This window comes from Occallatibacter sp. (genome assembly GCF_049802275.1).
In the GTDB taxonomy this organism is placed as follows: domain Bacteria; phylum Acidobacteriota; class Terriglobia; order Terriglobales; family Acidobacteriaceae; genus Telmatobacter.
Map to the genome: position 1 here is coordinate 1 of NZ_JBARMD010000311.1, position 12,566 is coordinate 12,566.

Consider the following 12,566-nt stretch of genomic DNA (forward strand, 5'->3'; position numbering starts at 1 on the left):
GACCTGACGGACGCGAGCCCGGCGACTCGTCACTTTGTGGAGCGTACGCTGCTGGGCTATCGGCTGGCGGGCGTCGACAAGGACAAGGAGACGCGCGACAAGATTCAGGCGCTGCACGAGAAGGCGACCATGGCGTCGCTCGAATTCAGCCGCAACATCCAGGAAGGCGCGAAGACGATCGTCGCAACGCAGGCGGAACTGGATGGGCTGCCGCCGGATTACCTGGGGCGGCATCAGCCAGACGCGAACGGGCAAGTTACGCTGACTACGGATCAGCCGGACATGCAGCCGGTGATGACGTTTGCCGCGAATGGCGGTCTGCGCGAGCGGATGTTTCTGGCATACAACACGCGCGCCTATCCAGCGAACAAGCAGATCCTGCTCGACCTGCTTTCGACGCGGCAGGAGATTGCTTCTGTGCTTGGATTTCGCAGTTGGGCTGACTTAGCGACGGCGGACCAGATGATGGGCTCGGCCGCGAATGTGCGGACGTTTCTGGCGAAACTGGAAGAAGCGAGCCGTGAAGGAGCCGTTCGCGAGCACGAGCAGGTGTTGGAATTTGTGCGGAGCAAACAGCCCGATTTGAAGGCAATCGATATCACGAGCCGCGGCTACTGGTACGAACAGTTTCGGAGGGCGGCATTTGATTTCGATTCGCAGTCAGTGCGGCCCTACTTCCCGTACAAGCAGGTGGAAGCGGGTGTTCTGGAGACCGCGGCCAAGCTGTTCAAGATTGAGTTCCGCAAATCGACGGCGCCTGCATGGCACCCGGCGGTAAGCGTCTTCGATGTGCTTGAAGAGGGCATCCAGGTGGGGCGTTTCTATCTCGACATGCATCCGCGGGAGGGGAAGGACAAGTGGTTCTCCGCCGCTCCGATTGTGGCCGGAGTTCGCGGGCGCTACATGCCGGAGGCCGCGTTGATCTGCAACTTCCCCGCGGGAGACGCGGACGATCCAGGACTGTTGCAGTACAGCGACGTGGTGACATACTTCCACGAGTTTGGGCACCTGATGCACGCGATCCTTGGGGGGCAGACGGAGTGGGCGGGCGTTTCGGGTTTCTCGACGGAGGGTGACTTTATTGAAGTGCCGTCGCAGATGCTGGAAGAATTTTTCCGCGACGAAAAGCTGCTGCAGAATTTCGCAAAGCACTATGAGACGGGCGAGGTGCTTCCGGCGGAGACCATTCGCAAGATGAAAACGGCTGGTGCGTTTGGCCGCGCCGACTGGACACGCACGCAACTCTATTACACGACGCTTTCGCTCGATCTACACGATCAGGATCCTGCGCAGATTGACTTTGATGAGATTACGAAGCGGCTTTACACATCGCTGGTTCCATGGACGTGGCTCGAGGGCAATCGCATGTATGCGAGCTTCGGGCACCTTACCGGCTATTCGTCGAACTACTACACATATGCATTCGACAAGGTGATTGCACTGGACTTCTTTGGGCAGTTCGATCCGGCCGATCCGCTGGGCTGCGACGCGGGAGCACGTTATCGCAAGCTGGTACTGGAACAAGGCGGATCGAAGCCGGGGCGGCAGATGGTTCGCGATTTTCTGGGGCGGGATGAGGAATTTTCCGCGTTTTCGAAGTGGCTGAATGAGGAGTTCGAAGAGCAGGGAATAGGGAATAGGGACTAGGGACGAGGGAATAAAGGATCCGCGCGGAGAAGGAGGCCCGGTGAATAGATACCAGATTGCGCAGGTGAACATCGGGCGGATTCTTGCGGAACTGGCTGATCCCGTGATGGCGGGGTTTGTGAATCGGCTCGAGGAAATCAATGCCCTCGCCGATGCGAGCCCGGGATTTGTGTGGCGGCTGATTGTGGAGAACGGCAATGCGACGTATCTGCGGCCATTTGGAGATCCCCGGATGCTGCTGAACATGTCAGTGTGGGAGACGGCGGAACAACTCCGTCATTTCGTTTACAAGACGCTGCATGTGGAATTGCTTCGTGACCGGCATGCGTGGTTTGAAAAGCTTGCGGGAGTGTACACCGCACTTTGGTGGGTGCCGTCGGGACACATTCCAAGTGTTGATGAGGCGAAGAGGCGGCTGGAGCATCTTGAGACGCATGGGCCGACTGAATTTGCATTCACATTCCAATCGGTGGTTCCTCCGAGCGAAGATTTTCAGGACACGATTGACTGGGCGTCATTCCGGCCTTGTTCTGTCTTGTAAGTCGCACGTCCCATGATGTCAAGCTATGTTCATCACCCTTACCAGAGCATTTGAATGCTCGTTGAGCCTCTCAGTGCCAAAATCCAGCATCTAATCGTACATGCCGGAAAAAGGCTGAGCGATTAAGTTACAAATTGGGCGATGTTTGTACCGGAAGCAATTCTTAGTTCGCGCACTTAAACACCGTCTCCAAAGGCCCCCGCAATCGAAAAATAGAGAGAACTGTAGAGGAGTGGCTTGCTTTGACTTCACCTGATTTTCGTCGGATTGCCCTCAGCTTTGATGGTGCGGAAGAAGGTTCGCACATGGGGGCAGCGGATTTTCGTGTGGGCGGCCGGATCTTTGCGACGCTTGCCGCGGAGAGACACGGTTACGGCAATCTGATGCTGAATCCGGAGCAGCAGGCGGCCTTCCTGGCGGATCAACCGGAGATCTTTCTTCCCGTTGCCGGCACCTGGGGACGCAACGGCGCGACCCATGTGCGTCTCGCCCTCGTAAGCGAGGATATTCTTGCCGGAGCATTGCGCTGCGCCTGGAAACTCCGCATCGAGAAGAACCAGAATGCCCGCCAGGGTGCCCTGAATGCGGCGAGAAAGCGAAGCGCGGCCGCTACCAGAAATCCGGAAGTCATTATGATGGACAAGCGCCGCAAAGCTGAGATCCGCGCGCGTCTCACGACCCCCGAGATGCTGGAGAGCGTAAAGAGCCGTTATGGATTGAATGACTGAAACAATCTTCCCAGGCAGACTGGAGCGTGGCCGCCTTTCTGACAAGGCTGGACCCGGTCGGCCTCTGGTTCCGTAACGATCCTCGAGATCAAATTTCCAAATCAGTGTGAAGCGAGGCATACTTGCGACCGGCTTGCATGCGGGACCCTTCGCGATTGAGAATGGCGTGCGAGATTAATTCCATTCAGCCGGGGCAGCCGAAGTTGGTGCAGGTAATCGAAAGGTCCTTGCCATGACACTCAAAGTGCGATTCGCATTTCTCGCTGTTCTCCTTGTGTCGCTTGCCACTACGGCCCTGCCGCAATCGGAACGCAAGACCACAGCCGGCGCTGGTCCTGGCGGGCTGGCGCAGGTTACGTTTCTCGCGCATCGCCTGGGGACGGATCACGCGGAAGGCGTGACCACGCTGGATATGAATGGAGATGGCTACCTCGACATTCTGAGCGGCGCGTACTGGTATGAGAATCCGGGACCCAGCGGCGGCGACTGGAAGCGGCATCAATACCGCGAAGCCGGCACACTGGGCGAGTTTGTTGCCGATTGCGGCGAATGGACCATCGACGTAAATCATGATGGGGCACCCGACGTGGTGACCGCAGGCTGGCAGACCAATGGCATCTGGTGGTACGAGAATCCCAAGAAGCCCGGTGCGGAATGGAAGAAACATTTCATCACCGACAGCTACGACACCGAGGGTGGGGTGATGGCCGACATCAACGGGGATGGCGTTCCCGATCTTGTATTCGCCCACTACAACCACTCCGGAATTATCTGGATTGACTTTGCCGGACCCGAGCCGAAGGTGCATCATGCGGGCGGAGCGGAGCAGGATGGACACGGGGTGGGCGTCGCGGATATTGATGGCGACGGCCTGGCTGACATACTCACGCCGAATGGATGGCTCAAGCAGGTTGACGCCAACAAGAATGATTGGGAGTGGCATCCGGACTGGCAGATGGGCGACGCGGGATTTCCAATCATCGGGTACGACGTGAACAACGACGGCAAGATGGACGTGATTTACGGGCAGGGGCACAGCTACGGACTCTACTGGCTCGAGCAAATCGGTGAGGGAGACAATCGCCATTGGGTGCGGCGCGCGATCGATGAGTCCTTCTCGCAGGTGCATGCGCTCAAACTGGTGGATCTTGATGGCGACGGCGAACCGGAACTACTGGCAGGGAAGCGGTATCGCGGACATAACGGGAACGATCCGGGATCGTACGATCCGCTGGTTATTTACTACTACAAGATCGATCGGAAGACTGGCTCGTTCAGCCGCTATCCCATTAGTGTGAATGGGACAGCCGGGGCCGGAACGCAATTTGTGACCGAGGATCTGGATAAGGACGGCGACATCGATATCGTGGTAGCCGGGAAGACCGGGGTCCACTTCCTTGAGAATCTGCAGATCAACAAGGTTCCCAAGGAGCAGCGAGAGAAGGAACTCCTTTTAGACAAAAACTGGCCATTCCCAGGTGAAGGGCCGCAAGTGAAACAGGAGGAGGCGCCGAAGCCTCCGGGTAAGTAAACTTCTGAAAGCCAAAGATTTGTTCCGGTATTTCCGGGCCGGTTTCGGCTCAGGATCGGAGAATTTACGAAGCGGCGGAAGTTATGCCGGAGATTTCCACAGATAAATGAGTCTTTTTGAATAAATTTGCGCAGGAAGGGCAACGTTTTGGTTCTTGCTGCATCTGACTAGGTAATAAGCAGAGGCTTTCCCCGAATTTGACCCTTCCAAGAAAGGTAACTACTCCTTTTGAGGGTCTGATCAAGACCCCCTTCTCTCGACCCCTTCAGGACCTCCCTCCCAATAAAATAGCCTCTCGAGCGGGCCCACCGGAAGGTGGGCCCTTTCACTTTTCGGCGTGATCAGGGATCCCGCTACAATCAATTTGTGAAGCGGTCTGTGCCTTCCCCACCCGTTGAATCCGATAAAAACCTGCAAACCATCGACGATCTTTTCAAGATTGGGGGGCTGGTTCGTACCCGTCGCAAATCTGGGCCCGGTATTACGAGCCGGCTGCGCAAGATGCGTCAGAATGCGGCCGCGAAGGAGGAACTTGCCCTTCCTGCGCCGGTTCCAGCCTTGTCTGAAGACGGTGTCGGGCTTCTTCAGATACCTGGGTGGCGCGATCGGAAGACGATCGGCAGCTGGCTCTGGCACGGATTCAGCACGCGGCTGGGCGGCGTGAGCCGGGCTTACTGCGGGGAAAATGCGCCAGGCGAATTGAATCTCGGTTTTACCGCGGCTGACGATCGCGAGGTTGTTGTGCGGAATCGCCGACTGCTGGTGGAAGCTGTGACCGGCGATAAAACGACGCCCCTTGTGACTCTGCGGCAGTTTCACTCGAACCTTGTCAGGACTGCCGTCGCTGGCGATGCGAACCGCGAGCGCCCGTGGAAGGCTGACGGGGTGATCACTGCGGAGCCCGGGTTGCTGGTTGCGATTCAGACGGCTGACTGCATTCCGATTCTGGTCGCGGACCGAAAGCGCCGCGTTGTTGCAGCGTTCCACGCGGGTTGGCGAGGGACAGTAAAGCGGATCGTCGAACTGGGCATCGGGAAAATGCGGCTTGAGTTTGGCTCTCGCCCCGAAGATCTGATCGCGGCCATCGGGCCGGGGGTGGGGCAGTGTTGCTATGCCGTTGGAGAAGAAGTGATCTCGGAATTCGAATCGCAGTTCAGCTATGCATGCGAGTTGTTTCGCGAGGTCTACGACTCTGATCCGATTCGCAAGAGATATCCGATGCTGTTCCTTACGCAGCGGGCTCCGGGTCATTCGCTGATCGGCCCGGCGCGGCATCTGGACCTGATTGAGGCGAATCGCAGGCAGCTTCTCGATGCAGGGTTGAAGGCTTCAGCGATCAGTGTTACGGGCGGATGCACGAGTTGCCACACGAACCTGTTCTTTTCGCACCGCGCATCGCAGGGCCATGCAGGGCGCATGATGAGCGTGATTGGGATTCGGGGAAAGGCATCCCGGTAGCTCATGCAATTCGAAACTGCTAATCGCGCAGGAACACATTCAGCAATGATTTATGAACGCGGATGCGCGTGTTGTATTCAATGAATCCCAGCTTGCGAAAGCGACTCATGAAGGCGTTCACACGAGGGCGTGTACTCCCGATCATGTTCGCGAGAGCTTCCTGCGAGATCGGCTGAATCAGCGTATCCGCTTCTCCCGGCTGGCTATACTCGGCCAAAAGCAACAGGACGCGCGCCAGCCTCTTTTCGGCGGGATTAAAGAGTTGATCGATCAAGTCGGCCTGGGTTCTCAAGCTGCACGCGAGAAGGAAAGAGGAGAAGAGATATGAAAAGGACTGCTCCTCGCGCATGACACGAAGAAACTCCGGCCTGGAGATTCTCAGCGCAGTGCACGCTGTCATCGCTGTTGCGGTCGTTAGCCGCTGACCCGGCTCGGCGGCCATCGCCTTCTCGCCGAAAAAGTCGCCCGCCGAAACAAGTCGAATTGTCGCTTCCTTTCCGGCTGCGGACGCGACGGAGATCTTGACGCGACCTTTGTGAAGGTAGAAGACACAGTCAGCCGCGTCGCCCTGGGAGAAGAAGGCTTCCGCTCTTTTTAACTGGACGATCTTTCGCCCGGGCCCGGCGCTGGCCAGAAATTCGTCAACATCAAACCGAGTCTCGCTATCTCTTGCCATTGGCGGAGTCCAAACCTCAGCGATGTGTCGCCCAACAAAGCGATGAAGATACACGAGTTTGTCTATTATTTCGTCCATTATAGGGAACATGCCTGAAAAACCAAACGAGTGAGGCGTGCCGGCTGAGTGCGGAGTCCTGTCCCAAAAGGAACACCTGTCGATCAACCTCTTATTCCAGAATGTTTATAGTTCCGAAGTCTCTCTTGTAGTCCGGATTGAGGCAGACGGACCCGCGGGCAGAGTGTGCTCTCTCCTATGAAAAGAAAGTGTCGACCGTCAACCACAGCATTTTCTGAAGCACTTAGGCCGGACCTTCCGGCCTGTCGGCGCGTGCCTGCATCGCGGTATCCATTTCAGGATGCTGCGAAAATTGGCATTGCCACGAGGATGTTCATACATTCACTGAAGGAGAAATCCATTGGATCGACGTAATCGGATTCTGATTCCTGTTGTACTGCTAGTCGCCTTGGTTGCAATTGCGGGTTGCAAGAAGAAAACGCCTCCACCAGCGGCCGCAACTGCTCCTCCTGTGGCGGCGCCTGCCCCAACAGCGCAGATTAGCGCCGCTCCCACCGAGTTAAGTGCCGGTGGGCAGACTGTATTGACCTGGCGATCCACTGATGCAAACACGGCGTCAATCGAGGGGTTGGGAGATGTGCCCACCTCGGGCGTGAAGACTGTGACCCCAACCACTTCCACTACCTATCATTTAGTCGCTAGAGGTGCAGGGGGCTCGGCTGATGCATCGGTACGCGTAACCGTGAGCGCTCCTCCGGCGGCGGCCGCACCTGCAAACACAATGAGCGCCGAAGAGGAGTTCAAGGCCAATGTCCAGGACATCTTCTTCGATTACGACAAATATGATCTGCGCGGCGATGCACAGGCTACGATTTCTCACGACGTTTCGTATTTTGCGAGCCATCCAAACGTGAAGATTCTCATCGGTGGCTATTGCGATGAGCGCGGTTCAAATGAATATAACCTTGCATTAGGCCAGGACCGGGCCAGTTCGGCCAAGAATGCGCTCGTCAACGCCGGGATTGCCGCCAGCCGCATCCGAGTTATCAGCTACGGAAAGGAGAGACCTTTCTGTACCGATTCAACAGAAGCCTGCTGGGAACAGAATCGGCGCGACGGTTTCGGACTTGATCGCTAGGACCTGGAACGTATCCAGGTCATCTTAATGTTTGTTCGCTTCGCGAAAGGCTGCGCCAAGGCTGGAACTTCATCCTCAGGTTGCGGCTGCCAGCAGCCTGAAAATATGGGAGGACACTTACCGTGAGAGATTCACTGAAGACTCTTATTCTCGTCGGATGCATCTTGCCATTCGCTGTGTCAGCGACGGCTCAAGAGGTCGTGCATGCCCTTACAGGGACGGTACGTTCCATTGACCCTGCAAGCAAGACCATCACGATCTTCACAGACAACGGTTCCGAAGGCCTATTCAAAGACCTGACGAACCCCAAACTGAAAGTAGATTTCGATAAGAAGCTCCGCACCGACACCAGTAACGTTGACACCTTCAAAGGCGCGGGGGCATATGTGATCGTTTTTTATTTCGGGGACGGCGACGTGCGCACGGCCTTGGCACTGCGAAATCTCGGTTCCGGGCCGTTTACGAACGATATTGGAACCGTCGTGAGGCTCGATGGTCGAGAGCATCTTCTCTCGATCAAAACCAAATCGGGGTTGGTCAAGTCATTCAAGATTGCCGCCGACACCGTGGCAGAAACGGACCTCGGTGTTGTCAATGGAATCAAATATCAACCTGAAAAGGACGATCAGGTGAGAGTGGTGGCCACCACGGTGAATGGCGCCCCAACAGCGCTGTTTGTCCGGGCGATGTGAGCCGGAGACGCAGTCTTGAACTGGCGAGCGAAGAATCAGCGAGAAGGAATTGTCTTTCCGCTGCCAGTTATTCGCCCGCACTTTCAGTGTCTTAAGCGGTGAAAAGCCGCGACCCCAAAGGGTTGCGGCTTTCCCTGGAAGGTATGATCGCGCGAAGCGCTCTCTCATGCGACGAGAAATGCCTGCAGCTTTGCGCCTCGCGAATCGTGCGGTACGCAACGGGCTTTCAAGCCTTATCTATGAGGCTGTCGCGGCTGCTTCTCCGGGATTCACGAGGTCGCGAAGTTCTTTCGATGGCTTGAAGTATGGCACGCGTTTGGCGGGGACCTCTACGCGCTCTCCTGTCTTGGGGTTGCGGCCAATGCGGGGATTGCGCTGGCGGATGCGGAAGGAACCAAAGCCGCGAATCTCGATCTTGTCGCCGCTCTGCAATGCGGAAATCACCGAATCAAAAACCGTCTCCACGATGACTTCGCCATCGCGGCGCGTCAGGTCGCCCAGGCGAGTGACCTTTTCCACCAGATCTGCCTTAGTCATGTCCTCTGGCCTCCGTACCACAGGATAAACGCATTCGCCACATGGAGTTAAGAAAAAACCAATTCTTCTGTGAAATACCCATTCCTCAATCATCAGCTTGAGGCTTCACCTGGCAATTTCTTTGCCTGCACCGGCCCCGCATCGACCGCGAGGCGGTATGATGTCCTGAGTCTTCCCCCGCTGCCGTGTCATCGAGAAGGGAAGGAGCAGAACGTTGGCGGAGTATCCCAAGTACAGTATCGTCATTCCGGCGTTCAACGAGAGCGCCCGGATTCCGGCGACGCTTGAATCCGTAGTCGCTGCGATCCGCGCCAACCAGTGGCCGGCGGAGGTCATCGTGGTCAACGATGGTTCCACCGACTCTACCGCGCAACTTGTGCGCGATTTTGCGCTTAGGGCCCCCGAGGTCCGGCTGCTTGAAAACCCCGGAAATCGCGGCAAAGGCTATAGTGTACGGGCCGGAATCCTGAATGCACAGGGCGACATTGTCATGTTTACGGATGCCGATCTTTCGGCGCCTATGGATGAGGCCAGCCGCCTGTTTGCGGCCATCGCCAATGGCGCCGATATTGCCATCGGTTCGCGCTGGCTGGAGAGCGGGCGGCAGACCCACCGCCAGCCCTTGTACCGCCAGGTTTTCGGCCGTTGTTTCAATGCAGTTTGCCGGATGGTGATGCAGTTGCCCTTCGCCGATACGCAGTGTGGATTCAAGGCTTTTACGCGGGCGGCGGCGCACACGGTTTTCCAGCTTCAGACCATCGAGCGCTGGGGTTTCGATCCGGAAATTCTGTTTATTGCCATCAAGCGGGGATTTCGTGTGGTCGAGGTGCCGGTGAGCTGGGCTCATGACGAGCGCAGCCGGATGAGCTATCTGCGCGACGGGCTGCAGATGCTGAAGGAACTCGCGATCGTGCGGTGGAACGCGCTGACGGGCCGGTACAGCAAACATACTGAAGCCATTCTGCGCACAGGGGAGACGCGCTAGCCACACTGGCCCGGTCGCGCGAAAGTAGTTTTTCTTGTCTTTTCCCGATTCAGAATTCAGGTGGCACTCCGGCGGCGTGCGAGGTCACGCTCCGGTATCGCGTGGACCTCACCGCCATGATTTCCGGAATAACCGCCGCGGCGCCAACTCTGCGCGTGGTGCACAAGCTATGCGGATCGCTCTCGCCGCCTCGCCTCCCCTGCATCGATGCTTTCGCGATTGATGTCGCCTGATAGGTCGCGTGCCGCGTCCTTCTTTCCAAGCGATTCGTCGTCGGGAATTACGCGGATTGTTTGTACCCGCAACACACCCAGCAACTGCACGTTACGGGGTGCGTCATTCCGGCTCCCTTCGCGAAGATCATCGCCGGTGTACGCTTCGTCTTCAACCGAATACTCGTAGCTCGCGGCGTTTTCGCCAAGATCGGCATTGTGCCGGGCCAGGATCGATTCTGCTTCGGCTGCGCGATCTCCGGCCTGGACGGTTACGACGGCGGCGTCCTTCCCGCGCCGGAAACGATGCGCGAAGTAACGAGCCCGATCATCGGGAATATTCATTGCTGCGAATGAACCTTGCAGGTCCAGGTTGTCGTCGTACCCATCGTCGAATTGTCCGGTGGTGGCCGGAGCAAGTTCGCGATTGGCAACGTCGCCGGGCGCGCGCTCTTCCTCGCGAACTTCAGCCTCCTTACCCGTGAACCATGACTTGATCTTGTCCCACGTCGAGGGCTCCTTGTCGTCGGTTTCGTAAACGGTAGTGTTGCCGAACGTTGAGGAGGTTCCGGTATAGGAACCGTGGTGCGCAATGCCGAGGTGGGCGGATGTGAAGCCTGCCTTCTGCAGGTCATCGACTGCCTTTCGGGCATCGCTGCTGTTCTCAAAATAGGCGGCGAGGGCGGGGGTAGAGAATTCTGTCTGAATCATAAATACCTCTTGGGGTTGGGGAACAAGAACGTACGGATCCGGGTAACAGCGCCGAGGAAGAGCGCTGTCCGACTGCTCTCAAATCTCGCGGTTTGGGTCTTGCTGAAGTCTTAGGATGGGTGCCGGATACGGATGGTTTTCCGCGCGGTCAAAATCAATTGTGGATTGCCGCCGGTTTTAAGTCTCGTTGCGGTTGCGGCATCAGCAGGTGCGGTTCTCGACAAGCCATGCTGCTTTCATCCGTTGGTAATCAGGCGGTCGCGGTGGTTGCCTCTGCCTGCAATCCACGGGCTTCGATCTCGAATTCGCGAATCTTGTACTTCTGAATCTTGCCTGAGAGCGTTGCGGGGAATTCGTCGACGAAGCGCACATGCTCGGGGATTTTGTAGTACGCAATCTGGCCCTTGCACCACTCCCGGATCTCGGTTTCGCTAGCTTCAACGCTAGGCCGCAGACGAATCCAGGCCACGACGATCTCGCCGAGACGGGCGTCGGGCAATCCAACTACCTGCACCTCGCCGACCTTGGGATGTGTGTAGAGGAACTCTTCCACTTCGCGGGGATAGATGTTTTCGCCGCCGCGGATGATTACGTCGCGGGAACGGCCGGTGATGTGGAGGCATCCGTCTTCGCGCATGACGCCGAGATCGCCAGTGTGCAGCCAGCCGTCGGGCTTTACCACGTTCGCCGTACCGACGGGGTCGCCATCGTAGCCTTTCATCACCGCATAGCCTCGAACGCAGATTTCGCCCTGCATGCCAATCGGCAGCCTGGCGCCATCGGTGGTTGAGATCACCTGGATCTCGGTTTGCGGCATCGCGCGGCCCACGGTGTTGACGCGGATCTCGAGCGTGTCGCCAGCGTCGCTCATGGTAACGACGGGCGAGGTTTCAGTCTGGCCGTAGGCGATGACGAGTTCGCCGATGTGCATCTCGTTCAGGACCCGCTTCATCAGTTCGACAGGACAGGGAGCGCCGCTCATCATGCCGGTGCGCAGGCTGGTGAAGTCGAAGGTGGAGAAGTCGGGCAATCCGAACTCGGCGACATACATTGCCGGTACGCCATAGACGGATGTTGCTCTTTCGTCGTGAACGGCCTGTAGAGTTGCGCGGGCGTCGAAGGTCCAGTTGGGAAGGATGAGGGCTGCGCCGGAATTGAGTGCGCTCATGGTTCCGATGACGCAGCCATAGCAGTGGAAGAGCGGAACCGGCACGACGATGCTGTCCATCTCGCTATAGTGAAATCCCTGGGCGAGATACTGGCCGTTGTTGACCACGTTATGGTGGGTGAGCATTACGCCCTTGGGCATGCCAGTTGTGCCGCTGGTGTACTGGATGTTGGCGACGTCGTTGACCGATACGTGATCGGGCGATTGTCCCGCGGACTCCAGCAGGGCTGGCCATTGTGGCGAATCGAAGTAGATGATGTGCTGCAACTCGAGTTTCAGACCGTGGCAGGCGCGCTCCAGGACTTCTTGGTAATTTCCGCGCTTGTCCTGATGCCAGAGAAACAGCGCTTTCATCCGCGAGCGCGTGAGGGTGTACTGCAACTCGTGGGAACGATACGCGGGGTTGATGTTGACCAGCGCCGCTCCTGCACGCGCGCAGCCCATGTGCAGCATCACCCACTCGATGCAGTTGGTGGACCAGAGGCCGACGCGGTCGCCGCGCCGGATGCCGAGCGACCATAGTC

The 12,566-nt window shown here is 57.5% G+C and carries 12 protein-coding genes; 8 read left to right on the top strand and 4 right to left on the bottom strand.

The window, feature by feature from the left end:
- The 5 genes from WA354_RS10800 to pgeF form a co-directional block, all read left to right on the top strand.
- On the top strand, positions 1-1,647 hold a 1,647-nt coding region (locus WA354_RS10800), incomplete at its 5' end, for a M3 family metallopeptidase (protein ID WP_472813017.1).
- A 40-nt stretch (positions 1,648-1,687) separates the two neighbouring features.
- Positions 1,688-2,188 (top strand): DUF3291 domain-containing protein, encoded by a 501-nt coding sequence (locus tag WA354_RS10805; protein ID WP_472813018.1) that lies wholly within the window; start codon positions 1,688-1,690, stop codon positions 2,186-2,188.
- Between the two features lie 242 nt (positions 2,189-2,430).
- Positions 2,431-2,916, top strand: a complete 486-nt coding sequence (locus WA354_RS10810; RefSeq protein WP_472813019.1) for an MmcQ/YjbR family DNA-binding protein — start codon at positions 2,431-2,433, stop codon at positions 2,914-2,916.
- A 232-nt stretch (positions 2,917-3,148) separates the two neighbouring features.
- Complete coding sequence (locus WA354_RS10815; protein ID WP_472813020.1) at positions 3,149-4,447, top strand: FG-GAP repeat domain-containing protein; 1,299 nt, start codon at positions 3,149-3,151, stop codon at positions 4,445-4,447.
- Between the two features lie 378 nt (positions 4,448-4,825).
- The gene (gene pgeF / locus WA354_RS10820) at positions 4,826-5,905 is read left to right on the top strand and encodes a peptidoglycan editing factor PgeF (protein WP_472813021.1); all 1,080 of its coding nucleotides are present in this window, start codon (positions 4,826-4,828) and stop codon (positions 5,903-5,905) included.
- A 19-nt stretch (positions 5,906-5,924) separates the two neighbouring features.
- On the opposite strand, the gene WA354_RS10825 is transcribed toward pgeF, so the two are convergent.
- Positions 5,925-6,581, bottom strand: a complete 657-nt coding sequence (locus WA354_RS10825; protein ID WP_472813022.1) for a Crp/Fnr family transcriptional regulator — start codon at positions 6,579-6,581, stop codon at positions 5,925-5,927.
- A gap of 418 nt (positions 6,582-6,999) precedes the next feature.
- Here WA354_RS10825 and pal point away from each other — a divergent pair, with 418 nt between their 5' ends.
- Both pal and WA354_RS10835 read left to right on the top strand, forming a co-directional pair.
- Positions 7,000-7,737 carry a peptidoglycan-associated lipoprotein Pal gene (pal, locus tag WA354_RS10830; protein WP_472813023.1) on the top strand — a complete coding sequence of 246 codons (738 nt, stop codon included), beginning with the start codon at positions 7,000-7,002 and terminating at the stop codon, positions 7,735-7,737.
- Positions 7,738-7,859: 122 nt separating this feature from the next.
- On the top strand, positions 7,860-8,429 hold the full coding sequence (locus WA354_RS10835) for a hypothetical protein (RefSeq protein ID WP_472813024.1): 570 nt from the start codon (positions 7,860-7,862) through the stop codon (positions 8,427-8,429).
- A 237-nt stretch (positions 8,430-8,666) separates the two neighbouring features.
- On the opposite strand, the gene WA354_RS10840 is transcribed toward WA354_RS10835, so the two are convergent.
- Positions 8,667-8,966 (bottom strand): integration host factor subunit beta, encoded by a 300-nt coding sequence (locus WA354_RS10840; RefSeq protein WP_472813025.1) that lies wholly within the window; start codon positions 8,964-8,966, stop codon positions 8,667-8,669.
- Positions 8,967-9,180: 214 nt separating this feature from the next.
- On the opposite strand from WA354_RS10840, the gene WA354_RS10845 reads away from it, so the two are divergent.
- Complete coding sequence (locus tag WA354_RS10845; RefSeq protein ID WP_472813026.1) at positions 9,181-9,951, top strand: dolichyl-phosphate beta-glucosyltransferase; 771 nt, start codon at positions 9,181-9,183, stop codon at positions 9,949-9,951.
- Positions 9,952-10,118: 167 nt separating this feature from the next.
- Here WA354_RS10845 and WA354_RS10850 read toward each other — a convergent pair whose 3' ends face one another.
- On the bottom strand, positions 10,119-10,874 hold the full coding sequence (locus WA354_RS10850; protein ID WP_472813027.1) for a general stress protein: 756 nt from the start codon (positions 10,872-10,874) through the stop codon (positions 10,119-10,121).
- 250 nt (positions 10,875-11,124) lie between these two features.
- Positions 11,125-12,566 (bottom strand): AMP-binding protein (locus tag WA354_RS10855; protein ID WP_472813028.1); only part of this gene is annotated, 1,442 nt, incomplete at its 5' end.

What these genes read in the sequence shown, in the direction of transcription:
- WA354_RS10850 (WP_472813027.1), bottom strand. Translation starts at nt 10,874, where the DNA reads ATGATTCAGACAGAATTCTCTACCCCCGCCCTCGCCGCCTATTTTGAG.
- WA354_RS10840 (WP_472813025.1), bottom strand. Translation starts at nt 8,966, where the DNA reads ATGACTAAGGCAGATCTGGTGGAAAAGGTCACTCGCCTGGGCGACCTG.
- WA354_RS10825 (WP_472813022.1), bottom strand. Translation starts at nt 6,581, where the DNA reads ATGGCAAGAGATAGCGAGACTCGGTTTGATGTTGACGAATTTCTGGCC.
- WA354_RS10815 (WP_472813020.1), top strand. Translation starts at nt 3,149, where the DNA reads ATGACACTCAAAGTGCGATTCGCATTTCTCGCTGTTCTCCTTGTGTCG.